The sequence below is a fragment of the Allosphingosinicella sp. genome (assembly GCF_036403745.1).
Classification (GTDB): domain Bacteria; phylum Pseudomonadota; class Alphaproteobacteria; order Sphingomonadales; family Sphingomonadaceae; genus Allosphingosinicella.
Genome location: NZ_DASWQI010000043.1, coordinates 233322 through 255310 on the forward strand (window position 1 = coordinate 233322; position 21989 = coordinate 255310).

Sequence of the window (21989 nt, forward strand, 5' to 3'; positions counted from 1 at the left end):
CCGCCATTAGGGGCGGACGTCGTCGAACGGGGGCAGCCTTTCGCCATGAAATCCCACGAATTTGCGAGCCTTCTCTGTTCGCGCCTCTGCCATGACCTGCTGTCGCCGGTCGGCGCGCTCAACAACGGCATCGAACTGCTCTCGGACGAGCACGATCCGGAGATGCGCGCCCGCTGCCTGGACCTGCTCGGCGAGAGCGCGCGGGCGTCGGCGAACAAGCTGAAATTCTTCCGCCTGGCTTTCGGCGCCGCCGGCGGCTTCGGCGACGAAGTCGACACGCGCGAGGCCCGCGTCGCCATCGAAGGCCTGTTCGGCGGCGACGGCCGCATCCAACTGGGCTGGATGGTCGACGAGCCGACCATGGGCAAGGCGGCGCTGAAGGTGCTCCTCAACCTCGTCCTCATCGCCGGCGACGCTCTGGTCCGCGGCGGCCGCCTCGACGTCGGCGCCGAGAAGCACGATGCCGGCCTCGACATCGTCGTCCGCGCCGAAGGGCCGCGCATCGTCCTCGATCCCGAGCTCAAGAAGGTCCTCCTCGGCGAGACCGAGGAAGACAGCCTTGCCCCCCGCGCCGCCGCCGCCTGGCTCGCCCACTGCCTCGTCGAAGACAGCCGCGGCGAAATCCAGGTCGCCGACCAGGAGGAGGGCGTCCTCCTGATCGGGGCCAGCGTGCCGTCGGGGGGCTGACGGTTAACGGCGCTCGACCTGGACCTTGATCAGATCGCTACCACAAGAGCCCCTCTCCCCGAGGGGGAGAGGGTAGGGTGAGGGGGTTCGGGCCTCAGCGGATAATCTCATGAGGCAGAACCCCTCACCCCAACCCTCTCCCCTCGGGAGAGGGGGCTAAGGCTGAACACTCCTGGCCTTTCGCCCACTTCCCTTTAACCCCCCCTTTACCACGCCGCCGCCATAGCCTTCCGACAGCGACCGGCGGGGCCATGGACGACCTTCTCAACGAATTCATCGCCGAGACGAGCGAGATGCTGGGCGCATTGGGCGGCGCCATCGTCGCCTGGGAGGGCGCGCCGGACGACCGGCCGCGCCTCGACGAGATTTTCCGCTTCGTCCACACCGTCAAGGGCAATAGCGGCTTCTTCGACCTGCCGCGCATCACCGCGCTCAGCCACGCCGCCGAGGACGCCCTGGCCGCGGTCCGCTCCGGCAAGCGCCAGGCCGACCACCGTCTCGTCAGCGCCGTCCTCGCCGCCATCGATCGCCTCGGCGAGCTGGTCCACGCCATCGAGACCGGCGAAGCGCTCGCCAGCGCCGACGACGAGCCGCTGATCGAGGCGCTCTCCCGCGAGGAGCCGGCGCTGCAGCCGGAGGTCCAGCACGCCGCCGCCGCCGCCGCGCCCCGCGCTGCCGTCCGCACCATCCGCCTCCCCGTCGACTTGCTCGACCGGATGATGAGCGGCATCTCCGATCTCGTCCTCGCCCGCAACGCCCTCGCCAGGCGGCTGCGCGACGGCGCCGCCGAGGCCGAGGTCGCCGCCTGCTTCGAGCGGGTGTCGGGGACCGTCGCGGACCTTCGCGACGCCATCACCCGCACCCGCATGCAGCGGATCGAGAACCTCTTCGCCGCGCTCCCCCGCATGGTCCGCGACCTCGGCACCGAGACCGGCAAGAAGGTCGCGCTCGAGATAGACGGCGGCGACGTCGAACTGGACCGCGAGATGATCGAGATGATCCGCGATCCGCTGACCCATATCGTCAGGAACGCGATCGACCACGGCATCGAGCCCGGCGAGGACCGCCGCCGCGCCGGTAAGTCGGACGGCGGCCGCCTCACCGTCTCCGCCCGCCAGGCCGGCAACCAGATCCTCATTGAAATTTCCGACGACGGCCGCGGCATCGACGGCGACCGCCTCGTCGAGAAAGCTCTCGCCACCGGCACCCTCACCGCCGAAGCCGCCGCGCAGCTCACCCCGGCGCAGAAGACGGCCCTGATCTTCGAGGCCGGCCTCTCCACCGCAGCGGCAGTGACCAATCTCTCCGGCCGCGGCGTCGGCATGGACGTGGTCCGCGCCAACGTCGAGCGGATCGGCGGCATCGTCGAGGTCGACAGCCGGAAGGGAGAGGGCGTCACCTTCACCCTGCGCGTGCCGCTGACCCTCACCATCATCCCGGCGCTGACCGTCCGCGTCGCCGGCCAGGCCTTCGCCATTCCGCGCTCGGCGATCGAGGAGATCGTGCGGGTGAAGGGCGGCGCCGTCCGCGTCGAACGGCTCGGCCGCGCCGCCGTCGCCACCGTCCGGGACCGCCGCCTGCCGCTGGTCGATTTCGCGGAGATCATCGGCCTGCCGCCCGCCACCGAACCCGAAGACCGCATGCTGGTGGTGCTGAAGCCCGCGGGTGGCGGCCTCTACGCCCTCGCCGTCGATGCCGTGCAGGACCATGAGGAGCTGGTGGTGAAGCCCGCCGCGCCCGCCGTCATGGCGGCAGGCCTCTACGCCGGCACTACCCTCGCCGACGACGGCCGCCCCGTCCTCCTCCTAGACCCGCCGGGCATCGCCGCCCGCGCCGGCATCTCGTTCGCCCGCAAGGAAATCGAGGAGACCGAACGCGCCGCACCGGCCCGCGCCGCGACGCCCTTCCTGCTCTTCCGCACCCTCGCCGGCGTGCTGCGCATGGTCGAGGCGAGCGCCGCCCAGCGCATCGAGGAAGTGCCGGCCGAAGCGATCGCCGCCACCGCGGGGCGCCTCCGCGTCGCGATCGGCGAGGCGATCCTGCCGCTCGAAGGCTGCGCGGCAAAGCCCGACAGCCAGATCCGCCTCCTCCGCCTCACCGACGGGGGGACCGAGATCGCCTATGCGGTGCGCGAGATCGTCGACATCATCCCGTTCGCCGGCACTCCGATCCCGGCGTCGGCGCCCGGCGAAATCCGCGGCGTCGCGCTGGTCGAAGGCGAGCAGGTCGAGCTTCTCGACCTCCACTGGCTCTTCGCCCGCCACGCCGGCGCGCCCGCCGATGCGCGCCGCCCGATCTGCCTGCTGCCCACCGAGGACCCGTTCCTCGAGACCATCCTGCGCCCGCTGGTCGAATCGGCGGGCTACGAAGTCCGCACCGGCGGCCCGGACGAGGAGGCCGACCTCGTGATCCACACCGACGCCTCCGCCCCGCCGCCCGCGACCACCGGACGTGTCCTGCGCCTCCGCGCCGCCGCCGAGCCGGCAGGGGAGGGGGATGACAGCATCCACCGCTACGACCGCGACGCCCTGCTCCGTGCTCTGACAGAAGGAAGGAAGCGCGCATGAGCCTCGTCCTCGTCCTCACCCTTGCCGGGCAGCGCGTCGCGCTCCTTGCCGACGCAATGGAGTCGGTCGTGGAGATCGAGGCCATCGCCCCCGTTCCCGGCGCCGCGCCGCACGTCGCCGGTCTCTCGGCGCTGCGCAGCCGCGTCCTCACGGTCATCGACGCCCGCGCCTCCCTGGGCTTCGGCCCGACCGAAAGCCCGCGCGATGCCGTCGTCGCGATCGTCGACGGCCACCCCTACGCATTGCTCGTCGACACGGTCGAAGACGTGGTCGAAGGCGGTGAGCCGCGCCCGCTCGGCGCCTCCGCCGGCCCCGGCTGGAGCCGCGTCGCCCGTGCCGCCGTCGAGGCCGAGGGAAGCCTCATGCTGCTCCTCGATTTGCCGGCTTTGATAGCCGGCCCGGCCGCCGAAGCGGCTTAACCTCTTTAAGTCTGTCCTTACCAATTGCCGTTACCGTGCCTGCCACAGGTTTAGAAAAGCGAGACGATCGATCATGAAGAGCTGCCTCGTCGTCGACGATTCGAAGGTCATCCGGAAGGTGGCGCGCCACATCCTGGAGACGCTCCAGTTCGCGGTCGACGAGGCCGAGGACGGCCGCGAGGCCCTCTCGCGCTGCGAGGCGAAGATGCCCGATGTGGTCCTCCTCGACTGGAACATGCCGGTGATGGGCGGGATGGAGTTCCTCCGCACGCTGCGCGCGCGCGAATTCTCGACCCAGCCCAAGGTCGTCTTCTGCACGACGGAGAACGACACCGCCCATATCCGCGCCGCGATCGAGGCCGGGGCCGACGAATATGTCATGAAGCCGTTCGACCGCGAGACGCTGGAGAGCAAGCTGCAGATCGTCGGGGTGGCGTGAACCGTCCCGCCGCCGCGGCCGTGCCGCCGGCGGGCCCGCCCAAAGCCGCGCCGCCGCCGATTCGCCTCCTCATCGTCGACGATTCCGCCGTGGCTCGCGCCGTCTTGTCGCGGATGGTCACCAGCCAGCGCGGCTTCGAGATCGCCGCCACCGCCGCCAATGCCGCCGAGGCGGTCGAGGCGCTGAAGCGGGTCCGGGTCGACATCGTCCTGCTGGACGTCGAGATGCCCGGCCGCACCGGCCTCGAAGTGCTGCCCGAGATCCTTCGTCTGGGCCGCGGCGCGCGCGTCCTCGTCGTCTCGTCGCAATGCGAAGCCGGCGCCGAAGCGGTGGTGAAGGCCCTCGCCATGGGCGCCGCCGACACCTTGCCGAAGCCGGGCACCGAGAATTTCGCCGGGCGCTTCGCCTCCGTCCTCGCCGAGCGGCTGCGCAAGATCGGCCGCAACGAGGGGGCCGACGCGCCGCTTTTCCGCGCCGCCTCCCCAGCCGAAGCCTCGCTGCCGCCGCTGCGCGAGGTCGAGCCGTATCGCCTCGGCTGCCTCGCCATCGCTGCCTCGACCGGCGGCCTCCACGCCATCGGCGCCTTCCTGGAAAAGCTGCCGCCGCGGGTCGGCGCACCGATCCTCGTCACCCAGCACCTCCCGGCTTTGTTCATGCCCTTCTTCGCCTGCCAGGTCGCCGCCGCTTCCGGCCGCCCGGCGCGGGTCGCGGAGGAGGGGATGGAACTGCGCGCCGATCACATCCTCATCGCCCCGGGCGACGCCCACCTCTCGCTCGAGCAGCAGGGCAGCCGCGTCCGCGTTCGCCTCGACACCGCGCCCGCCGCGAGCGGCTGCCTGCCCAGCGCCGACGTGATGCTCGGCGCCGTCGCCGGCCTCTATGGCCGCAGCGGCCTCGGCGTCGTCCTGACCGGCATGGGCCGCGACGGCCTGGCGGGGGGCCGCAGCCTCGCCGCCCGCGGCGGCGTCCTCCTCGCCCAGGACAAGGGCTCCAGCGCCGTCTGGGGGATGCCGGGCGCCATTGCCGGCGCCGGCCTCGCCTCGCGCATCGCCCCGCCGGCCGAACTTGCCCACTACGTGGCCGAGCGCGCGCGGAGGCCGGCATGGAGCTGAGCGACGCCTCCGCCCGCATCCTCGCCGGCCTGCTCGAAGCGCGGACCGGCCAGCGCCTCGCCGTCAGCCGCCGCTGGCGCATCGAAAGCGCCCTCCAGCCCTTCGTCCGCGATTACGGTTCCCCCGACCGCCTCGTCGCCGCCCTTGCCCGCGAGCCGATGCTCGCCGAGGCGGTGGTCGAGGCGTTGCTCAACAACGAGACCTTTTTCTACCGCGACCGCCCCGCCTTCGACCTGCTGCTCGGCCCGGCGCTCTCCCGCGTCGAGCGCACCCGCGCCCAAGCCAAGCGCCTCCGCATCTGGTGCGCCGGCTGCTCGACGGGGCAGGAAGCCTATTCGATCGCCATGCGCTTTGCCGAGCAGAAGACCCGCTGGGCCGGCTGGACCATCGACATCCTCGGCACCGACGTCTCCCGCGCCGCCGTCGAAAAGGCCCGCAAGGGCGTCTACACCCAGTTCGAGGTGCAGCGCGGCCTCGCCGTCACCCAGATGATGCGCTGGTTCGCCGAGCAGGACGGCCAGACCTGGCAGCTCGCCGACGAGATCCGCCGCATGGTCCGCTTCGAGATAAGGAGCCTGCTCGATCTCGCCCCGCCGCCGCCGGCCAGCTTCGACATGATCCTCTGCCGCAACGTGCTGCTCTATTTCTGCGCGGAGCGGCGGCGCACCGTCTTTTCCCGCCTCGCCGGCGCGGCGGCGCCCGATTCGCTGCTGATGCTGGGGGCGGGGGAGACGGTGATCGGCCAGACCGACGCCTTCGTCACCGATCCCGATTGCCGCGGCCTCTATCTGCGCGCCCCGGAGCCGCACAGGCTCGCCGCAGCCTCTTGACGCGCGGCGGTTTTTGGCGCGGTTTGGCGCCGCCATGAGCGACATCATCGACGCGCCCTCTCCCAATTTCAACGAGCGGGACGCCCCCGTCTCGATGCTCGTCCTCCATTATACCGGCATGCGCGACGCGGCCTCGGCGATCGCCTGGCTGCGCAATCCCGAATCCGGCGTCTCGTCTCATTATGTCGTCGCCGAGGACGGCCAGATCCTCCGTCTCGTCGCGGAGGACAAGCGCGCTTGGCACGCCGGCAAATCCTGGTGGCGCGGCATCCAGGACATCAATTCAGCCAGCATCGGCATCGAGATCGTCAATCCCGGCCACGAATTCGGCTACCGGCCGTTCCCGATCCCGCAGATCGACGCGCTGATCCCGCTGGTCGCCGACATCGTCCGGCGCCACAAGATCCGTCCGCCCTACGTGGTCGGCCATTCCGACATCGCGCCGCGCCGCAAGGAGGATCCGGGGGAGCTCTTCCCCTGGGGCCGCTTCGCCAAACTGGGCCTCGCCATGGCCCGCCCCACCGCCAACCTCATGGACCCGCACTGGACCGACGGCGGCTTCCTGCTCGCGCTCGAGCGGTTCGGCTACGACGTCCACGATGCCAAGAAAGCGGTGACCGCCTTCCAGCGCCGCTACCGCCCCGAAATGGTGGACGGCATCATCGACGGCGAATGCCGCGCGATCCTATTGGGACTCCTCTTGGACCCGAAGAGCGCACCGGCTACATAGTCCCCGCCAGAGGATCGGGCGACCGCGGCCTGCGCAAGCGGGGCGAGGAAAGTCCGGGCTCCAAGTAGCAACGGTGCCGGGTAACGCCCGGCGGGGGCGACCCCAGGGACAGTGCAACAGAAAGCAGGTCGCACAGGCTTCGGTCCTGCGACAGTGAAAGGGTGGGGTAAGAGCCCACCGCGGACCCGGTAACGGGCGCCGGCACGGTAAACCCCACCGGGAGCAAGACCGAATAGGGACGGCGGGCTCGCTGCGGCCGATGTCGTCCGGGTTGGTTGCTGGAGGGGCGGAGCGATCCGTCTCCTAGAGGAATGGTCGCCCATCCGCTTTCGGGCGGTGGACAGAACCCGGCTTACAGATCCTCTGGCACTTTTTCCCTGAATGCAGCGGGTGGCGGCGCGGCCGCTTTGCCCCTATCTGGCCTCAGATGGCGAGATCGACGCGTTCCAACGACTGGGGTTTTCCGCGCTGGCGGGGCTATGGCAGCACCCGCGAGGCCGCCCAGGTTCGCCTGTGCGACCGCGAAGGCTGCACCAATGCCGGCAACCACCCAGCCCCCAAGGCGCCGAACAACCCGGAGCGCTGGCTGTTCTGCGAGGCGCACGCCGCCGAATATAATCGCGGCTGGAACTACTTTCAGGGTTTGAGCGCCGAGGAAGCCGCCGACCGCGAGGCCGACGAACGGCGCGGAAACAACGGCTACCGCCAGTCCGCCCAATATGCATGGGCCGGCCCCGGCGACGGCACCCGCTCGCGCGAGGAGATGCGCGCGCTCGACGTGCTCGAGGTCGAGACCGACGCGAGCTTCGACGAGATCAAGTCCGCCTACCGCCGCCTCGCCAAGGCCAATCATCCCGACGCCGCCCCCGGCGACGACGATGCCGCCAAGCGCTTCCAGGCGGTCCAGGCGGCGTACGAAGTGCTGAAGAAGGCCGAGGAACGGCGGACCGTCACTCCGTCCCGATGAACGTTCCTGTGACGTGGGCAACGGGGTCGTCCGGGTCGCCATCATGGGCGGTGCCGCGGACGAAGGCGATGCTCCGCGTCAGGCCGTAGCATTCGCCGCGGCCGAGGATGCGGCGGCCGGGCGTCGCCGGGCGGAGATAGTCGACCCGCATGTCGAGCGTCGCCTGCGGGCGGAAGCGGCCGAGCCGCACCCAGATCGCCATGCTCGTCGCCATGTCCATCAGGCTGATGATCGGCCCCGAGGCCAAGACGCCGGTCTCCACCACTCCGACCAGCTTCTGATCGTAGTCCAGCCCAAGCTCGACCCAGTCCGCACCGTGGCCGACATAATGGATACCGAGCGCGCCGCCGTGGCCGACCCGGCGGACCATCGACGTGAAGCGCTCAGGGTCGAACCCAGCCGTGAAATCGAAGCGGCTCACCCGGCGAGCCGCTGCGCCGTCGCCCGCACCAGGGCGATCATGTTCGGAATGCCCTGGGTGCGGTTGGAGCTCAGCTGGTTCTTGAGGTCGAACGGGGCCAGCAGCCCCTCGAAATCGGCGGCGAGGATCTCCGCCGGCGTCCGATCCTGCACCGCCGCCAGGACCAGCGCGACGATCCCCTTGGTGATCGCCGCATTGCTGTCGGCGAGGAAGTGTAGCCGGCCGTCGTCGCGGGGGAGGGGATAGAGCCAGACCGACGCCGAGCAGCCGCGCACGAGGCTCGCGTCGGCCTTCAGCGCGTCCGGCATCGGCTCCAGCGCGCGGCCGAGGTCGATCAGCAGCCGGTAGCGGTCGTCCGGCTCCAGCAGTTCGTAATCGCCGTAGATGTCGTCGAGGGGAGGCATGGCGGGCGGCGTAGCAGAGCCGCGCGGCCCCGCAAGCCTCAGCGCTCGACGCCGCTCGCGATCGCCTCCAGCCGGCGCACCCGCTGGCGCAGCGCGGCGACGTCGAGGCCGGCGGGGCTCGGCGCCTGTCCCGCGGCGAGGGCGGCGCGGCGCAGGTCCAGCCAGCCGTGCCAGGCGCGGAGCGCCGCGTAGCTCAGCAGCGCCAGCGCGATGACGCTCGCCAGCGCGAAGACCAAAAGGGGCGCCGCGGCGTCGGTCACCGGTCCCTCAGCTCCTCGATCTCATGCTCCAGGCGGCTGCTCTTGTCGGTGGCGATCCGCTCGAGGACGGCGATGCGGTCCTTCAAGACCTTCACCTCGTCGCGCAGCCGCGCCGCCTCCGGGTCGGGCTGCGGCGCCGGAACCCGCGGGTTGTTCTTCGCGATCGTTTTGATGACGCTGGCGATCATGACGATGGCGATGACGCCGAGGATGAACTCGTAGGGCATGTTCGTTCCTTAATTCACGCGGTCGTCGCGCAGCCGCTCGATTTCGTCCGAGACGACGATTCCCTTGTCGGTGACGATCCGCTCCAGCACCCGCACCCGCTGTTCGAGCCGCTCGGTGTGCGCCGCATATTGCGCCGCCTTTTCCGCCGACTGCGAGCCGACCGCCTGCAACTGCTTTTCCTTGAGCGCCAGGAAGCGGCTCATGGTGCGCGACAGGATCGCGACGATGGGGATCATCAGGGCGACGATCGGGATGAGTATTCCTGCTCCGTGCATGTCCGTTCCCCTCAATTCTTGGGCAGGCGCAGGGCTTCGATTTCCTGCGTGAGCCGGTGGCTGTCGTCGGTGACGATCCGCTCGACGTTGGCGAGCCGGTCCTTCACGGAACCCAGCTCGGCGCGCAGTTGCGCATTCTCCGAGGAGAGCAGCCGGATCCGCTCCATCGCCTCGTCGCTCTTCCTGGGATAGATTGCCTGGCCCCAAGCGCCGTCGAGCGGATAGCCGTGCTTGATCCGCATCCAGGTGGTGATCACCCAGCCGCCGACGCCGATCGCCGTCACGGCGATGATGAACGGGATGATCTCCCGAAAGAATAGAAGCTTTTGCGGGTCCATGTCTCGTTCGTCCCCAGATCCTTGCTCAGCGCAGCGCTTCGATCTCGCGCGCGGTACGCTCCGCGGGATCGGTCGCGATCCGCTCGAGCACCCGCAGGCGGTCCTCCAGCCGTTCCACCTGGCTCCTCAGCGCCGCATTTTCGGCGGCGAGCGCGGGATCCTCGCGGACGGTGACGCCGCCCTTCCGGCTCTCCAATGGATAGCCGTGCTTGGCGCGGATCCAGTTGTTGGCGACCCAGGCGATCGGCCCAATGCTTATGGCCACGATCGGTATCAGCAAAGCCATGTTCATCTCATTCCCCCTTCAAACCCTCGCGTTCAGCGCAGGCTCTCGATCTCGCGGGCGAGGCGCCCGTTGGAGCTGGTGACGTAGGTCTCGACGTCGGCAAGGCGGCGGTCGATCTCACGGAAGCGGGAGCGGACGTCGCGGACGGTGCGCGCCGGTGAGGTGCGCACGCCCTGCCAGAACTTGGCCTGCTCGGGCGTCTCGGCGATCAGCTCGTGCGGCTTGACCGGCGCGATCCAGGCGGCGACCCAATAAGCGATCAGCGTCCAGGGGAAGCCGCCGACGAAGGTCAGGACGACCAGGCCGATGCGGATCAAGGTCGCGTCGAAGCCGGTATAATCGGCGATCCCCGCGCAGACGCCCTTCCATTTCTTGTTCTGCTTATCGAGATAGAATTTGGTGTGACGGGCGCTCATCCCCGGATCCTTCCTGCGGTGCTGCTGCTCCTCGTGGAGCCGCGAAGCGTGTCGAGTTCGCCGGCAACCCGGCTTTCGAGGGCGGCGTCGACCGGATCGCAGCCGACCTGGCGCCAGTTCGGATTCTCGGCCGACATGATCCGCTCGATGGAGCACATCCGGTCGTCGAGGCGGCGGGCGAGGTCGAACAGCTCGTCGAGCAGATTCTCGTCCTCGCGGGTGATCGACGCATTCTTCTTCCACTGGGTGATGTAGTGGAAGATGATCCACGGGAGCCCGATGAACAGGATCGGGATGATGATGACTTCAGAGCCCATCTGATCAGCCCTCCTTGCTCTGGCTCATGCGCGCCTTGAGCGCTTCGAGCTCGGCGTCGACCTTTTCGGAATTGCGAAGCTCGGCGATTTCCTCGTCGAGCGTCTTGGGCGGCGCGCCCAGCGCCAGCGCATCGGCCCGGCCCTCCGCGAGATCGGCGTGGCGCTCCAGTACGTCGAAGCGCGAGAAGGCGTCGTCGACCTTGGGCCCCTGGTACATTTCCCGAAGTCGCGTGCGCTGGTTGGCGCTCTCGAGCCGCGTCTGGATGGCGTTCTGCCGGGTGCGCGCCTCGCGCAGCTTGCCCTGCAGCTTTGCGATGTCGGCCTCGGAGGCGCGGAGCGCGTCGTCGAGCACCTCGATCTCGGTGCGCAGGCTGTCGCCCATGTCGGCAGCCTTCTGCTTCTCGACGAGGGCCGCCTTGGCGAGATCCTCGCGGCCCTTCGACAGAGCCAGCTCGGCTTTCTCGACCCAGCTCTCCTGGAGCTTGTCGAGACGGGTGATCTGGCGGCGCATCTCCTTCTGATCGGCGATCGTGCGGGCCGCCGACGCACGCACCTCGACGAGCGTCTCCTCCATCTCGAGGATGATCATGCGGATCATCTTCGCTGGATCTTCGGCCTTGTCGAGAAGGTCGGCGAAGTTGGCGGCGACGATGTCGCGGGTGCGCGAGAAGATACCCATTCCTTACTCCTATTCACTGGGCCGGCAGAGGCCGGGGGCGCCAAGGGGGTGCGAAGCCCCCGAGCCCCTGCCGCCGGACCAGGCTGTACGCAGCCTGACCCGGTTATTGTTGTCAGGCAAGGCTTACGACGGCCGTCTCGGCTGCGCGCGCCGGACCGACGGCCGCCGTGACGGCGGTGGCGGTGCAGGTGGCGGCGAGCAGGATGGCGACGAAGCCCTGCGCGAATTTCCCCATGTTGAACATTTTCGGTCTCCCTGAAATCTCGTCCCGCTTTTGCGGTGTATTCTCTCCTTAACAAGAGGCGTGCCAAGTGGCGGGAGTGGCGGAAATCCGCCATTTTCATGGCTTCACACTCATTGTTGTCGCGTGCGCACTTGCCAAGCGTCGGGAAAATGCGCCAAATGTTGGCCATGGAGCGCAACACCCAGCTGGTCGGCCAGTCCTCGTCCTTCCTCGACGCCGTTGAGCGTGCCAGCCGAGCCGCGCCGCTCGACCGGCCGGTGCTTGTCATCGGCGAGCGCGGCACCGGCAAGGAGCTTATCGCCGAGCGCCTCCACCATCTCTCAAGCCGCTGGGACGGACCGCTCGTCACCATGAACTGCGCCGCGCTACCCGAGACGTTGATCGAGGCGGAGCTGTTCGGCCACGAAGCCGGTTCGTTCACCGGCGCCACCAAGACCCGCATCGGCCGCTTCGAAGAAGCCGACGGCGGCACCTTGTTCCTCGACGAGCTCGCCACCTTGAGCATGGGCGCGCAGGAGCGGTTGCTGCGCGCCGTCGAATATGGCGAGGTGACCCGGATCGGCGCCTCCAAGCCCCTGCGCGTCGACGTCCGCATCGTCGCGGCGACCAACGAGCATCTGCCGCGGCTCGCCGACGAAGGCCGTTTCCGCGCCGACCTTCTCGACCGCCTTTGCTTCGAGGTGGTGACGTTGCCGCCGCTGCGCCACCGCTCCAGCGACATCCCCGTCCTGGCCGATCATTTCGGCCGCCGCATGGGACTGGAGCTCGAATGGCAGAGCTGGCCGGGCTTCAGCAGCGGCGCGATGAACCGGCTGCTCGAATATAATTGGCCCGGCAACGTCCGCGAGCTGCGCAACGTCGTCGAGCGCGCCGTCTACCGCTGGGGCGATGCGACGAACCCGATCGACGCCGTGCAGTTCGACCCGTTCGAATCGCCCTGGCGGCCATTGAAGGGCCCCGGCGCGAGCGAAGAGGCCGAGTCGCGGCCGACGGTCGAAATCCTCCCGCCGGAAGGGGGGCCCCCGATGCCGTCGCCGCCATGGGACCCGTCGGGCTGCGCCGATTTCCGCCTCGCCGTCGCCGAATATGAAAAGGCGATCCTCGCCGCGGCGCTCGAAAAATGCCGCTGGAATCAACGCCAGGCGGCCTCCGCTTTGCAGCTCACCTACGACCAGCTCCGCCACGCGATGAAGCGCCACCAGCTCATGGCGTGAACCGGCAAATCCTGCTATGCTCGCACGCATTGCAGGAGGACTGGGCTATGACCGGTAAATTCCTCTTCGGGGCCGCTTTGGCGGCCTTTGCGGGCCCCGCGGGCGGCGCCGTGATGGTGATCGGCAACACGTCGGCCCGGATCTGCTACGAGGCCGCCGAAGCGCGTGCCTCGCCCGCCTGGGACAGTATCGGCAATTGCGACCGCGCTCTCGCCGAGGAAGCCCTCGGGGACGCGGACCGGGTCGCCACCTACGTCAACCGCGGTATCTTGAAGCTGCGCACCGGCAGGACCGAGGCCGCCATCGCCGATTTCGATCTCGCCATCGCCCGCGACCCCGCTTTGGGCGACGCCTATCTCAACAAGGGTATCGCGCTCGTCCGCGCCGGCCGCGATTCGAATGGGGCGATCGGCCTGTTCAACGCCGCGATCGAGAAGCGGACGCGGCGGCCCGCGCTGGCTTATTACGGCCGCGCCGTCGCCTATGAGACGACGGGCCGGATCAAGGAAGCTTATCTCGATTATCGCGAGGCCAACCGGATCGAGCCCAAATGGCGCGAGCCGCAGACCGACCTCGCCCGCTTCTCGGTGCAGCGCCCTTAGCGTCACCCTAGTGTGACCTTTGTCGTCGAAGGAAGGGAGCCCTCGCCTCCATCGCGCGTTCGCGGTGCGATTGAGGAGGAGGCCCGATGCCGTTCAGACTGCCCGATTTGCCGTTCGCCGCCGATGCGCTGGCGCCGCACATGTCCGCGGAGACGCTCGAATTTCACCACGGTAAGCACCACAAGGCCTACGTGGAGAAGACCAACGCGCTGGTCGCCGAGAAGGGGCTGGAAGGCGCGCCTCTCAGCGCGGTGATCCGCACCGCCGCCCAGCGCGGCGAGAAGGGCCTGTTCAACAATAGCGGGCAGCTGTGGAATCACAGCTTCTTCTGGCAATGCCTTGCCCCCGCCGGCGGCCCGCGCCCGACTGGCCGGCTCGCGGCCTTGATCGAGGAGGGGTTCGGTTCGACCGACACGATGCTGGAGCAGTTCAAGGCCGAGGCCGTGAACCATTTCGCCAGCGGCTGGGCGTGGCTGATCCTCGACGGCGGCGCGCTCAAGATCATTTCGCTCCACGACGGCGACACGCCCGTCGCCCATGAGGGGATGCAGCCCCTGCTGACGCTCGATGTGTGGGAGCATGCTTATTACATCGACTATCGCAACGCGCGGCCCAGGTTCGTCGACGCCGTCGTCGACAATCTCATCAACTGGGACTTCGTCGCGCAGAATCTCGACGGCAATGGCGTCAGCCGCGCGGACCAGCAGGGCTGAGATTATGCCTCCCCGCGAGCGCAGCTCGTGGGGAGGGGGACCACCGAAGGTGGTGGAGGGGTATTCGCCCCCGCCGCGTGCGCCAAATACCCCTCCACCAGCTACGCTGGTCCCCTCCCCATCTCGGATGGGGAGGCATGATCAGCTCTTCAGCCGATACCCCGTCCGGAAAATCCACGCGATTGCGATGAGGCACACGGCGAGGAACCCCATTGTGGCGCCCAGGCTCACCGCCACCGCCACGTCGCCCTTGCCGTAGAAGGACCAGCGGAAGCCGCTGATCAGGTACACGACGGGGTTGAACAGGGTCAGCGTCCGCCACGGCTGGGCGAGCATGTCGGTCGAGTAGAAGGCGCCGCCGAGGAAGGTGAGGGGCGTGACGATGAGCATCGGAATGAACTGTATCTGCTCGAAATTCTTGCCCCAGATGCCGATGATGAAGCCGAACAGGCTGAAGGCCAGCGCGATCAGCACCAGGAACGCCGCCATCCACACCGGGTGGAGGATGGTGATCGGCACGAACAAGGCGGCGGTGGCGAGGATGATGAGGCCGAGCATCACCGACTTGGTCGCGGCCGCGCCGACATAGCCGGTGACGATCTCGAACGGCGAGACCGGCGCCGACAGAACCTCGTAGATCGTGCCGGTGAACTTCGGGAAGAAGATGCCGAAGCTCGCGTTGAACAGGCTCTGCGTGAACAGCGACAGCATGATGAGGCCCGGCACGATGAAGGCGCCGTAGGGCACCCCGCCGACATCGTGCATGCGCGAGCCGATCGCCCCGCCGAACACGACGAAGTAGAGCGAGGTGGTGATCACCGGCGCGACGATGCTCTGCCAGATGGTGCGCAGCGCCCGCGCCATTTCGAAGCGGTAGATGGCCCAGACGCCGTAACGGTTGAAGGCGCGAACGCTCATGCCCCGTCTCCGGAATGCACTAGGCTTACGAAAATGTCCTCCAGCGAGCTCTGGCTGGTGTGAAGGTCCTTGAAGGCGATGCCCTCGTCGCTCATCCGCCGCAGCAGCGAGGGGACGCCGGTGCGCTCTGCATTGGCGTCGAACTCATATTCCAGCTCGCTGCCTTCCGCCTTCAGCCGCAGCTTCCATTCCGCCAGAGCCGGCGGGATGTCGGCCATCGGCTCCGCGAGGTTCAGCGTCAGCGTCTTGCGGCCGAGCTTGGCCATCAGCGCCTTTTTCTCTTCGACGACGATCAGCCGCCCCTTCGAGATCACGCCGACCCGGTCCGCCATCTCCTCCGCCTCTTCGATGTAGTGCGTGGTGAGGATGATGGTGACGCCGCTCTCCCGCAGCCGGCGGACCAGAGCCCACATGTCGCGGCGCAGCTCGACATCGACGCCGGCGGTCGGCTCGTCGAGGAACAGGATCTCGGGCTCGTGGGAGAGCGCCTTGGCGATCATCACCCGGCGCTTCATGCCCCCCGAAAGCTCCATGATCTTCGACTTGCGCTTGTCCCAGAGCGACAGCTCCTTCAGCACCTTCTCGATATGCGCCGGATTGGGCGCGCAGCCGAACAGGCCGCGGCTGAACGTCACCGTCGCCCACACCGTCTCGAAGGCATCGGTGTGCAGTTCCTGCGGGACCAGGCCGATCATCGATCGTGCCTTGCGATAATCGCGGCCGATGTCGAACCCGCCGGCGGAGACGCTGCCCGCCGTCGCCGTCACGATCCCGCAGACGATCGAAATGAGCGTCGTCTTGCCCGCCCCGTTCGGCCCAAGCAGCGCGAAAATCTCGCCCGGCTGGATGTCGAGGCTGACGTCGCTCAGCGCCTCATGGCCGCCGGCATAGCGCTTGGACAGGTTTCGGATCGAGACGACCGGCTGCATGTTCCCCCCTTCAGCCATTATTGGGAAGGCGGGACGGGCGGCTCGGCTGCCGCCTGCTCCAGCTCCAGCCCGTGCCGCATCAGCATCGGCACGTTGGCGAGCGCGAAGAAGAAGGTGGCGGGGAGGAAGCCCCACAGCTTGCTCCCGACCCAGAAGCTGGTCGTCGTCGAGCGCCACACGACTTCATTCAGCACCGCCATCACCGCGAAGAACACCGCCCAGTTGCGCGCCAGGAGCTGCCAGCCGCGCTCCGACAGCCCCGGATAGGCGCCGCCGAGCAGCACCTTCAGATAGTTGCGGCCGGTGAGCAGGCCGAAGCCGAGGATGCCGGAGACGGTCGCGTAATAGATGGTCGGCTTGACCTTGATGAACGTCTCGTTGTGCAGCCAGATGGTGAGGCCGCCCAGAGCCAGCACCATGACGGCGGAGAACCACAGGATCGGCGACACCCGCCGGTAGCGGAAGGCAGAAAACCCGATCGCCACGACGATCGCCACCATGAAGGCTGCCGTCGCGGTGAAGATGCCGCGCCACGCATTGGCGGCGAAGAAGATGACCAGCGGCCCCAGATCGATGAGGAGGCGCGCGCCGGCGCCGGGTTCCTTGGGCTTCGTGTCGGGCTTGGTGCTCACGCGCCCGCCCTCCCAAGGCCGGCGATGGCCCGGGCCGTCTCGCGGGCGTCGAACGGGCGCAGATCGTCCATCCCCTCGCCGATGCCGATGGCGTGGATCGGCAAGCCGAACTGCTCGGCCGCCGCGACCAGCACACCGCCGCGCGCCGTCCCGTCCAATTTGGTCATGATCAGGCCCGTCACTCCGGCAACCTCCTTGAAGACTTCGATCTGGCTCAACGCGTTCTGGCCGGTCGTGGCGTCGAGCACCAGCACCACGTCGTGCGGCGCCGCCGGATTGAGCCGCCCGAGCACGCGCCGGATCTTGGCGAGCTCGTCCATCAGCCCCTTCTTGTTCTGGAGCCGCCCGGCGGTGTCGACGATCAGCGTGTCGATCCCCTCCGCCGTCGCCCGCTTCACCCCGTCGAAGACGATTGCTGAGCTGTCGCCGCCCTCCGGCCCGGCGATAACGGGCACGCCAATGCGGTCCGCCCAGATCTTGAGCTGCTCGATCGCCGCCGCCCGGAACGTATCGCCCGCGGCGAGGAGGACGCCGTAATCCTGCTCCAGCAGCAGATGCGAAAGCTTGGCGATCGTGGTGGTCTTGCCCGAGCCGTTCACGCCGACGATCAGGATCACCTGCGGGCGCGGAAACGCCTCGATCTCGAGCGGCTTCGCCACGGGTGCGAGGATCTTCTCCACCTCCTGCGCGACGATCTCCCGCACCGCCTCTTCCGAAAGCCCGCGCTCGAACCGCTCGCCCGCCAGCCGTCGCCGGATCTTCGCCGCCGTCGCCGGCCCGAGGTCGGAGGCGATCAGCGCCTCCTCGATCTCGTCGAGCGTCTCGTCGTCGAGCGCGGCGCGGGTGAACAGGCCGGTGAGATTGTCGCCGAGCTTCTCGGAGGTCTTACGAAACCCGGCATTGAGCCGGTCGAACCAGGAGCCTTCGTTCACGCGGCAACTCCGACCAAGCGAGCGCCGTCGACGCCGGTGATGCGCACGGGGACGACCTCGCCCACTGCGCCGAAACCGGCGGGCAATCGCACCGGCGCGAAGTTCTCCGCGTGGCCACCGCCGCCACGCTCCGCGAGCACATGCTGCGTAGTCCCCACCAATCCCTCCAGCCAGATGCGCCGCTGCCGCGCGCACGCTTCGCGCAGGCGCCGCGCCCGTTCCTTGATCGCGGCGGCGCTCACCTGCGGCATCCGCGCCGCCGGCGTCCCCGCCTTGGCCGAATAGGGGAAGACGTGGCCCATGACGATGTCGCACTCCGCCACCAGCGCGACGCTGTTCTCATGCATCGCGTCCGTTTCCGTCGGGAAGCCGGCGATGAGGTCGGCGCCGATCGCCAGCGCCGGCCGTTTCGACTTCAGCCGCCGCACCGTCTCGACCGCCTCGGCGCGCGAATGCCGCCGCTTCATCCGCTTCAGCACCATGTCGTCGCCGGCCTGGAAGCTCATGTGGAGGTGCGGCATGAAGCGCGGGTGGGAAGCGATGATATCCTCCAGCCGCGCGTCGATCTCGATGCAGTCGAGCGAGGAGAGGCGCAGCCGCGGCAGGTCCGGCACGTGCCGCAGGATGCGCTCGATCAGCAGCCCGAGCGACGGCGCTCCCGGCAGGTCCGGCCCGTAGCTGGTCACGTCCACCCCGGTCAGCACCACTTCCTTGAAGCCCTCGCCGACGAGCGACTTGATCCGCTCGACCACCAGCCCCGCCGGCACCGACCGGCTGTCGCCGCGGCCAAAGGGGATGATGCAGAAGGTGCACCGATGGTCGCACCCGTTCTGCACCTCCACGAACGCGCGGGATCGGTCGGTGTAGCTGGCGGGGCCTGACGTCATCCCGGCGAAAGGGACCCCATCAAAGTAGTACTTTGATGGGAGCCCACCCGGGATCTCGTAGAGATTAGCCGCCGCGCCCGTAGCGGCGGGAGATTCCGGCTTCCGCCGGAATGACGGGAGGGCGAACTTCCCGCCATTCCCCACCACCCGGTCCACCTCCGCCATCGCCGCAAACGTCTCCGGCTCCACCTCCGCCGCGCACCCCGTCACCACCACCCGCGCCTCGGGCCGCGCGCGCTTGGCGCGGCGGATCGCCTGGCGGGTCTGGCGCACAGCCTCGTTGGTGACGGCGCAGCTGTTGACGATGATGAGGTCGTCCTCGCCGGCCGCGAGCTGCCGCATCGCCTCGCTCTCGGCGATGTTGAGCCGGCAGCCGAGCGTGATCATCTGCGGCCCGCTCACAGCTCGACCTCCCCCTCGAAGACCAGGGCCGCGGCGCCGGTCATCACGATGTCCCGCCCCGGCGCCCAGTCGATGGTCAGCACCCCGCCGGGCAGCCGCACCGTCACCGGGCTCTGGACCAGCCGCCGCCGGATCGCCGCCACCGCCGTCGCGCACGCCCCGGTGCCGCAAGCCTGGGTCAGCCCCGCGCCCCGCTCCCACACCCGCAGGCGCACCACCCCCTCCTCGATCGACGCGACGTTGACGTTGACCCGCTCCGGAAACAGCGCGTCCGTCTCGATGACCCGCCCCAGCCGGTCGAGCGGCACCGCCCGCGCATCCTCGACGAAGAATATGACGTGCGGATTGCCGACATTGACCGCCGCCGGCCCCTGCAGCTCGTCCCACCCCACCGGCAGCGCGTCCGTGTCCATCGGGTAGGCGAGGGGGATTTCGTTCCAGCCGAAGCGCGGCCGCCCCATCGCCACGCTGGCGCCGTCCCCCTTCGCGGAAGCCCGCAGCGTCCCGCCCGCCGTCTCGATCACCGTCTCGCCGCCGAGCAGCCAGGCGACGCAGCGCGAGGCGTTGCCGCAGGCTTCCACCTCGCCGCCGTCGCCGTTCCAGATCCGCATGCGCACGTCCGCGGTCTCGGAACGCTCCAGCACGATCAGTTGGTCGCAGCCGATACCGGTCCGACGGTCGGCGAGCGCACGGGCGCGATCCGCGTCCATCTCCAGCGGCGCCTCGCGCGCGTCGAAGATGACGAAGTCGTTGCCGAGGCCGTGCATCTTCCGGAACCGCCGCTTCATCGTCCCGCGCATCTAGGTGGGGCCAGGGGGCAAGTCCACCGCCGCTCCCGACACGGCGGCGCAAGCCCCCACGTTAACACCTTGAACCCCCTGCCGTATCAAAGCGGAACAGCCGGATTTTGGGCCTCCGGAGCCATAGCCGAGTGTCCGAATCGGGCGTATCTGACGCTCCACGGCCCCACCTTCCGGCGGCCACGGGCGACAACAGGAGGCTATTATGGCTCAGCTCAAGACTCTTCTCGTCATCGGCGGCGCCGCTCTCGCGATCGCGGCTCTTCCGGCTCCGGCGCAGGCCTGCCACAGCGGCTGCCCCGGCACCACCACCACCAGCTCCGGTTCGGGCGGCACGGACGTTCCGGCCCCGGCGGCTTTCGGCCTGTTCGGCGCTGCCGCGCTCGGCCTGGTCGCCCGCCGCCGCCGCGCCCGCGGCTGAAGCACGGCCCGGCGGCGCCCGCGCCGCCGGCCGCCGACACAAAGGAAAGCCCGCCGCTTGCCGGCGGGCTTTTCTTTTGGGCTTCACGCGCCGCCTCGCCCGCGCCAAGGCGGATAGGCGATGCACGTCTCCGATCCCAGGACCCTCGGCTTCGATCCCGAACGCCTCGCGCGCATCGACGCGTTCCTCGCCCGCGCCTATGTCGCGCCGCGCCGCCTCCCCCACGCCCAGATCCTGATCGCCCGCGACGGCGAGCCGGTCCACTTCTCCACCCAGGGCGAAGCGCGGCAGGGCGAGCCCCTCCGCGACGACGCCATCTTCCGCATCGCCTCGATGACCAAGCCGGTCACCTCCGTCGCCTACATGATGCTGCTCGAACAGGGCCTCACCGCGCTCGACCAGCCGGTCGAGGAAGTGGTGCCGGAGCTGAAGGAGCTGGGCGTCTACGCGGACGGCGGCGCCGCCAAACCCGCCGCGCGGGCGATGACGATGCTCGACCTCCTCCGCCACACCTCCGGCTTCACCTACGATTTCCAATACCGCACGCCCGTCGACGCCGCCTATCGCGCCGAGCGGCTCGAAGCGCTGAAGGCGAAGCGGCCGCTCGAGGATTTCGTCGGGACGCTCGGGCGGCTCCCGCTCGAATTCTCGCCCGGCGACGCGTGGAATTACTCGGTCTCGACCGACGTGCTCGGCCTCGTCGTCCAGCGCCTCTCCGGCGAGCCGTTCGAAGACTATCTCGCCCGCCACATCTTCGCCCCGCTCGGCATGGCCGACACTGGCTTCCACGTCCCCGCGGACAAGCTCCACCGCCTGCCGGAGGCGTGGTGGATGCACCCGGAGCAGGGCATCATCGTCTACGATCTGGCGGGGGAGGGGAGCGACTGGGCGAAGCCGCCGATGCTCGTCTCCGGCGGCGGCGGCCTCGCCTCGACGACGGCCGACTATCACCGTTTCTGCCGCATGCTGCTCGGCGGCGGCGCCCTCGACGGCACCCGCCTCCTCGGCCGCAAGACGCTCGACCTCATGACCCGCAACCACCTTCCCGGCGGCGCGGATCTCACCCAGTTCAGCCGCTCGATGTTCAGCGAGGCGATCTATTCCGGCCAGGGCTTCGGCCTCGGCTTCGGCGTCAATTTGGATCCCGTCCGCGCCATGCTCCCGGGCTCGGCGGGCGAGTTCTACTGGGGCGGCATCTTCTCGACCTACTTCTTCATCGACCCCGTCGAGCGCGTCTCGATGATCTTCATGACCCAGCTGATGCCGTCGTCCACCTACACGGTGCGGCGCCAGCTCAAGGCCATGGTCTACGCCGCCCTCACCGGCTGAGCGCGGGGTTCCCCGCGAAATTCTCGCTGCGGGGCAACCGCTTGCAATGTTTGGGGTTTCGGGAGGGATGGAACCGCTCGACGACAACAGTCCCGCCAACCCACGCCGCCCTTCCGGCGGCACGTCGCTGCTCATGCTGCTCGTGCTGGCGTTCGTCGTCGCCGGGCTGTTGATCTGGGCCTATGCACGCTCCGATCCGGGTCAGCCCAATCCCAGCGCAACCGCGAAGCCGAAGGTGCTGCCGGCGGCAGGCTCGGGCGGACCTTCGTCGGCTCACTGAATTTTCCACGAAGAAAGGCCCGCCGCGGGTGTCCGCGACGGGCCTCTTCATTCTCGCGCCGCTCTTGGGAGCGGCGGGCGCCTGGTTTAGCGCGGACCCTTGGGGCCCGAATTCCAGCCGGTGAGCTGCGGGTTGTGCGCGCCCGAATTGCCCGGGGGCGGGCCGGACTCGGGGCCGTTGCCGTAGCCGTTGTTGTTCTTGGTCTTGTCGCACGAGGGCGGGGGCGGCGGCGGGCAGCTGCAATCGCAGCAGCCGCCGGCGACAAAGGCGATTTCGTTCGTGTTGAGCTGGCGCATTTTGGTCTCCGTGAT

32 protein-coding genes and 1 other RNA gene are annotated in these 21989 nt (G+C 68.9%); 15 read left to right on the forward strand and 18 right to left on the reverse strand.

The window, feature by feature from the left end:
• The first annotated feature begins 45 nt into the window (after window positions 1-45).
• The 9 genes from VGC56_RS07745 to VGC56_RS07785 all read left to right on the forward strand — a co-directional run bounded on the left by VGC56_RS07745 (window position 46) and on the right by VGC56_RS07785 (window position 7751).
• On the forward strand, window positions 46-687 hold the full coding sequence (locus tag VGC56_RS07745; protein WP_464124304.1) for a histidine phosphotransferase family protein: 642 nt from the start codon (window positions 46-48) through the stop codon (window positions 685-687).
• A 251-nt stretch (window positions 688-938) separates the two neighbouring features.
• A complete protein-coding gene (locus VGC56_RS07750) occupies window positions 939-3254 on the forward strand; it encodes a chemotaxis protein CheA (protein ID WP_464124305.1) in 2316 nt (771 codons plus the stop codon).
• The gene (locus VGC56_RS07755) at window positions 3251-3673 is read left to right on the forward strand and encodes a chemotaxis protein CheW (RefSeq protein ID WP_464124306.1); all 423 of its coding nucleotides are present in this window, start codon (window positions 3251-3253) and stop codon (window positions 3671-3673) included. The genes VGC56_RS07750 and VGC56_RS07755 overlap by 4 nt, the downstream gene beginning before the upstream one ends.
• A gap of 73 nt (window positions 3674-3746) precedes the next feature.
• Complete coding sequence (locus tag VGC56_RS07760; protein ID WP_464124307.1) at window positions 3747-4112, forward strand: response regulator; 366 nt, start codon at window positions 3747-3749, stop codon at window positions 4110-4112.
• Window positions 4109-5224: a chemotaxis-specific protein-glutamate methyltransferase CheB gene (gene cheB, locus VGC56_RS07765; RefSeq protein ID WP_464124308.1), complete on the forward strand. Its 1116-nt coding sequence runs from the start codon at window positions 4109-4111 to the stop codon at window positions 5222-5224. Before VGC56_RS07760 ends, cheB begins: the two co-directional genes overlap by 4 nt.
• Entirely contained in the window at window positions 5215-6054 is an 840-nt protein-coding gene (locus tag VGC56_RS07770; protein WP_464124309.1) for a CheR family methyltransferase, read from the forward strand. The genes cheB and VGC56_RS07770 overlap by 10 nt, the downstream gene beginning before the upstream one ends.
• A gap of 34 nt (window positions 6055-6088) precedes the next feature.
• Window positions 6089-6784, forward strand: coding sequence for an N-acetylmuramoyl-L-alanine amidase (locus tag VGC56_RS07775; protein WP_464124310.1), 696 nt, complete (start codon window positions 6089-6091; stop codon window positions 6782-6784).
• 6 nt (window positions 6785-6790) lie between these two features.
• Window positions 6791-7155, forward strand: an RNA gene (gene rnpB / locus VGC56_RS07780) — RNase P RNA component class A.
• Between the two features lie 56 nt (window positions 7156-7211).
• Entirely contained in the window at window positions 7212-7751 is a 540-nt protein-coding gene (locus VGC56_RS07785) for a J domain-containing protein (protein WP_464124311.1), read from the forward strand.
• Here the strand turns inward: VGC56_RS07785 and VGC56_RS07790 are convergent.
• The 11 genes from VGC56_RS07790 to VGC56_RS07840 all read right to left on the reverse strand — a co-directional run bounded on the left by VGC56_RS07790 (window position 7735) and on the right by VGC56_RS07840 (window position 11619).
• On the reverse strand, window positions 7735-8121 hold the full coding sequence (locus VGC56_RS07790) for a PaaI family thioesterase (protein ID WP_464124380.1): 387 nt from the start codon (window positions 8119-8121) through the stop codon (window positions 7735-7737). The genes VGC56_RS07785 and VGC56_RS07790 overlap by 17 nt on opposite strands.
• A gap of 47 nt (window positions 8122-8168) precedes the next feature.
• Window positions 8169-8576 carry a SufE family protein gene (locus VGC56_RS07795; protein ID WP_464124312.1) on the reverse strand — a complete coding sequence of 136 codons (408 nt, stop codon included), beginning with the start codon at window positions 8574-8576 and terminating at the stop codon, window positions 8169-8171.
• 38 nt (window positions 8577-8614) lie between these two features.
• Window positions 8615-8836 carry a hypothetical protein gene (locus tag VGC56_RS07800; RefSeq protein ID WP_464124313.1) on the reverse strand — a complete coding sequence of 74 codons (222 nt, stop codon included), beginning with the start codon at window positions 8834-8836 and terminating at the stop codon, window positions 8615-8617.
• The gene (locus VGC56_RS07805) at window positions 8833-9063 is read right to left on the reverse strand and encodes a hypothetical protein (protein ID WP_464124314.1); all 231 of its coding nucleotides are present in this window, start codon (window positions 9061-9063) and stop codon (window positions 8833-8835) included. Before VGC56_RS07805 ends, VGC56_RS07800 begins: the two co-directional genes overlap by 4 nt.
• 9 nt (window positions 9064-9072) lie before the next feature.
• Complete coding sequence (locus VGC56_RS07810; protein ID WP_464124315.1) at window positions 9073-9339, reverse strand: hypothetical protein; 267 nt, start codon at window positions 9337-9339, stop codon at window positions 9073-9075.
• Window positions 9340-9350: 11 nt separating this feature from the next.
• Window positions 9351-9677: a hypothetical protein gene (locus VGC56_RS07815; protein ID WP_464124316.1), complete on the reverse strand. Its 327-nt coding sequence runs from the start codon at window positions 9675-9677 to the stop codon at window positions 9351-9353.
• A 25-nt stretch (window positions 9678-9702) separates the two neighbouring features.
• The gene (locus tag VGC56_RS07820) at window positions 9703-9963 is read right to left on the reverse strand and encodes a hypothetical protein (RefSeq protein WP_464124317.1); all 261 of its coding nucleotides are present in this window, start codon (window positions 9961-9963) and stop codon (window positions 9703-9705) included.
• A 32-nt stretch (window positions 9964-9995) separates the two neighbouring features.
• On the reverse strand, window positions 9996-10379 hold the full coding sequence (gene pspC, locus VGC56_RS07825; protein WP_464124318.1) for an envelope stress response membrane protein PspC: 384 nt from the start codon (window positions 10377-10379) through the stop codon (window positions 9996-9998).
• The gene (gene pspB / locus VGC56_RS07830) at window positions 10376-10696 is read right to left on the reverse strand and encodes an envelope stress response membrane protein PspB (protein WP_464124319.1); all 321 of its coding nucleotides are present in this window, start codon (window positions 10694-10696) and stop codon (window positions 10376-10378) included. The genes pspC and pspB overlap by 4 nt, the downstream gene beginning before the upstream one ends.
• Before the next feature lie 4 nt (window positions 10697-10700).
• Window positions 10701-11375: a phage shock protein PspA gene (pspA, locus tag VGC56_RS07835; RefSeq protein ID WP_464124320.1), complete on the reverse strand. Its 675-nt coding sequence runs from the start codon at window positions 11373-11375 to the stop codon at window positions 10701-10703.
• A 112-nt stretch (window positions 11376-11487) separates the two neighbouring features.
• Window positions 11488-11619: a hypothetical protein gene (locus tag VGC56_RS07840; protein ID WP_464124321.1), complete on the reverse strand. Its 132-nt coding sequence runs from the start codon at window positions 11617-11619 to the stop codon at window positions 11488-11490.
• 167 nt (window positions 11620-11786) lie between these two features.
• Here VGC56_RS07840 and pspF point away from each other — a divergent pair, with 167 nt between their 5' ends.
• The 3 genes from pspF to VGC56_RS07855 all read left to right on the forward strand — a co-directional run bounded on the left by pspF (window position 11787) and on the right by VGC56_RS07855 (window position 14148).
• Window positions 11787-12833, forward strand: coding sequence for a phage shock protein operon transcriptional activator (gene pspF / locus VGC56_RS07845; protein ID WP_464124322.1), 1047 nt, complete (start codon window positions 11787-11789; stop codon window positions 12831-12833).
• A 47-nt stretch (window positions 12834-12880) separates the two neighbouring features.
• Window positions 12881-13435, forward strand: coding sequence for a tetratricopeptide repeat protein (locus VGC56_RS07850; protein WP_464124323.1), 555 nt, complete (start codon window positions 12881-12883; stop codon window positions 13433-13435).
• An 86-nt stretch (window positions 13436-13521) separates the two neighbouring features.
• Entirely contained in the window at window positions 13522-14148 is a 627-nt protein-coding gene (locus VGC56_RS07855; protein ID WP_464124324.1) for a superoxide dismutase, read from the forward strand.
• A 141-nt stretch (window positions 14149-14289) separates the two neighbouring features.
• Here VGC56_RS07855 and VGC56_RS07860 read toward each other — a convergent pair whose 3' ends face one another.
• From VGC56_RS07860 to dapF, 6 genes are read right to left on the reverse strand one after another with little or no spacing between them, the layout of a single operon-like run.
• A complete protein-coding gene (locus VGC56_RS07860) occupies window positions 14290-15066 on the reverse strand; it encodes an ABC transporter permease (RefSeq protein WP_464124325.1) in 777 nt (258 codons plus the stop codon).
• Window positions 15063-15995 carry an ABC transporter ATP-binding protein gene (locus VGC56_RS07865; RefSeq protein WP_464124326.1) on the reverse strand — a complete coding sequence of 311 codons (933 nt, stop codon included), beginning with the start codon at window positions 15993-15995 and terminating at the stop codon, window positions 15063-15065. Before VGC56_RS07865 ends, VGC56_RS07860 begins: the two co-directional genes overlap by 4 nt.
• Before the next feature lie 17 nt (window positions 15996-16012).
• A complete protein-coding gene (locus VGC56_RS07870; RefSeq protein WP_464124327.1) occupies window positions 16013-16627 on the reverse strand; it encodes an inner membrane-spanning protein YciB in 615 nt (204 codons plus the stop codon).
• Window positions 16624-17559, reverse strand: a complete 936-nt coding sequence (gene ftsY, locus VGC56_RS07875) for a signal recognition particle-docking protein FtsY (protein WP_464124328.1) — start codon at window positions 17557-17559, stop codon at window positions 16624-16626. Before ftsY ends, VGC56_RS07870 begins: the two co-directional genes overlap by 4 nt.
• Complete coding sequence (gene mtaB, locus VGC56_RS07880) at window positions 17556-18848, reverse strand: tRNA (N(6)-L-threonylcarbamoyladenosine(37)-C(2))-methylthiotransferase MtaB (RefSeq protein WP_464124329.1); 1293 nt, start codon at window positions 18846-18848, stop codon at window positions 17556-17558. Before mtaB ends, ftsY begins: the two co-directional genes overlap by 4 nt.
• Window positions 18845-19636: a diaminopimelate epimerase gene (dapF, locus tag VGC56_RS07885; RefSeq protein WP_464124330.1), complete on the reverse strand. Its 792-nt coding sequence runs from the start codon at window positions 19634-19636 to the stop codon at window positions 18845-18847. The genes mtaB and dapF overlap by 4 nt, the downstream gene beginning before the upstream one ends.
• Before the next feature lie 217 nt (window positions 19637-19853).
• On the opposite strand from dapF, the gene VGC56_RS07890 reads away from it, so the two are divergent.
• The 3 genes from VGC56_RS07890 (at window position 19854) to VGC56_RS07900 (ending at window position 21678) form a co-directional block, all read left to right on the forward strand.
• Window positions 19854-20069, forward strand: a complete 216-nt coding sequence (locus tag VGC56_RS07890) for a PEP-CTERM sorting domain-containing protein (RefSeq protein WP_464124331.1) — start codon at window positions 19854-19856, stop codon at window positions 20067-20069.
• 120 nt (window positions 20070-20189) lie between these two features.
• On the forward strand, window positions 20190-21398 hold the full coding sequence (locus VGC56_RS07895) for a serine hydrolase domain-containing protein (RefSeq protein WP_464124332.1): 1209 nt from the start codon (window positions 20190-20192) through the stop codon (window positions 21396-21398).
• Window positions 21399-21465: 67 nt separating this feature from the next.
• On the forward strand, window positions 21466-21678 hold the full coding sequence (locus tag VGC56_RS07900) for a hypothetical protein (RefSeq protein WP_464124333.1): 213 nt from the start codon (window positions 21466-21468) through the stop codon (window positions 21676-21678).
• 86 nt (window positions 21679-21764) lie between these two features.
• Here the strand turns inward: VGC56_RS07900 and VGC56_RS07905 are convergent, their stop codons facing one another.
• Complete coding sequence (locus tag VGC56_RS07905; RefSeq protein ID WP_464124334.1) at window positions 21765-21974, reverse strand: hypothetical protein; 210 nt, start codon at window positions 21972-21974, stop codon at window positions 21765-21767.
• Window positions 21975-21989 lie beyond the last annotated feature (15 nt).

Bases quoted from the DNA above. Each gene is read 5' to 3' on its own strand.
- pspC (WP_464124318.1), bottom strand. From the start codon at position 10,379: ATGAGCGCCCGTCACACCAAATTCTATCTCGATAAGCAGAACAAGAAA.
- VGC56_RS07820 (WP_464124317.1), bottom strand. From the start codon at position 9,963: ATGGCTTTGCTGATACCGATCGTGGCCATAAGCATTGGGCCGATCGCC.
- VGC56_RS07745 (WP_464124304.1), top strand. From the start codon at position 46: ATGAAATCCCACGAATTTGCGAGCCTTCTCTGTTCGCGCCTCTGCCAT.
- VGC56_RS07750 (WP_464124305.1), top strand. From the start codon at position 939: ATGGACGACCTTCTCAACGAATTCATCGCCGAGACGAGCGAGATGCTG.
- VGC56_RS07840 (WP_464124321.1), bottom strand. From the start codon at position 11,619: ATGTTCAACATGGGGAAATTCGCGCAGGGCTTCGTCGCCATCCTGCTC.
- VGC56_RS07900 (WP_464124333.1), top strand. From the start codon at position 21,466: ATGGAACCGCTCGACGACAACAGTCCCGCCAACCCACGCCGCCCTTCC.
- VGC56_RS07770 (WP_464124309.1), top strand. From the start codon at position 5,215: ATGGAGCTGAGCGACGCCTCCGCCCGCATCCTCGCCGGCCTGCTCGAA.
- pspB (WP_464124319.1), bottom strand. From the start codon at position 10,696: ATGGGCTCTGAAGTCATCATCATCCCGATCCTGTTCATCGGGCTCCCG.
- pspA (WP_464124320.1), bottom strand. From the start codon at position 11,375: ATGGGTATCTTCTCGCGCACCCGCGACATCGTCGCCGCCAACTTCGCC.
- VGC56_RS07760 (WP_464124307.1), top strand. From the start codon at position 3,747: ATGAAGAGCTGCCTCGTCGTCGACGATTCGAAGGTCATCCGGAAGGTG.
- VGC56_RS07850 (WP_464124323.1), top strand. From the start codon at position 12,881: ATGACCGGTAAATTCCTCTTCGGGGCCGCTTTGGCGGCCTTTGCGGGC.
- VGC56_RS07865 (WP_464124326.1), bottom strand. From the start codon at position 15,995: ATGCAGCCGGTCGTCTCGATCCGAAACCTGTCCAAGCGCTATGCCGGC.
- dapF (WP_464124330.1), bottom strand. From the start codon at position 19,636: ATGAAGCGGCGGTTCCGGAAGATGCACGGCCTCGGCAACGACTTCGTC.
- VGC56_RS07810 (WP_464124315.1), bottom strand. From the start codon at position 9,339: ATGCACGGAGCAGGAATACTCATCCCGATCGTCGCCCTGATGATCCCC.
- VGC56_RS07755 (WP_464124306.1), top strand. From the start codon at position 3,251: ATGAGCCTCGTCCTCGTCCTCACCCTTGCCGGGCAGCGCGTCGCGCTC.
- VGC56_RS07905 (WP_464124334.1), bottom strand. From the start codon at position 21,974: ATGCGCCAGCTCAACACGAACGAAATCGCCTTTGTCGCCGGCGGCTGC.
- VGC56_RS07785 (WP_464124311.1), top strand. From the start codon at position 7,212: ATGGCGAGATCGACGCGTTCCAACGACTGGGGTTTTCCGCGCTGGCGG.
- VGC56_RS07805 (WP_464124314.1), bottom strand. From the start codon at position 9,063: ATGCCCTACGAGTTCATCCTCGGCGTCATCGCCATCGTCATGATCGCC.
- VGC56_RS07815 (WP_464124316.1), bottom strand. From the start codon at position 9,677: ATGGACCCGCAAAAGCTTCTATTCTTTCGGGAGATCATCCCGTTCATC.
- VGC56_RS07895 (WP_464124332.1), top strand. From the start codon at position 20,190: ATGCACGTCTCCGATCCCAGGACCCTCGGCTTCGATCCCGAACGCCTC.
- VGC56_RS07790 (WP_464124380.1), bottom strand. From the start codon at position 8,121: ATGGTCCGCCGGGTCGGCCACGGCGGCGCGCTCGGTATCCATTATGTC.
- VGC56_RS07860 (WP_464124325.1), bottom strand. From the start codon at position 15,066: ATGAGCGTTCGCGCCTTCAACCGTTACGGCGTCTGGGCCATCTACCGC.
- VGC56_RS07775 (WP_464124310.1), top strand. From the start codon at position 6,089: ATGAGCGACATCATCGACGCGCCCTCTCCCAATTTCAACGAGCGGGAC.
- VGC56_RS07855 (WP_464124324.1), top strand. From the start codon at position 13,522: ATGCCGTTCAGACTGCCCGATTTGCCGTTCGCCGCCGATGCGCTGGCG.
- VGC56_RS07890 (WP_464124331.1), top strand. From the start codon at position 19,854: ATGGCTCAGCTCAAGACTCTTCTCGTCATCGGCGGCGCCGCTCTCGCG.
- pspF (WP_464124322.1), top strand. From the start codon at position 11,787: ATGGAGCGCAACACCCAGCTGGTCGGCCAGTCCTCGTCCTTCCTCGAC.
- VGC56_RS07795 (WP_464124312.1), bottom strand. From the start codon at position 8,576: ATGCCTCCCCTCGACGACATCTACGGCGATTACGAACTGCTGGAGCCG.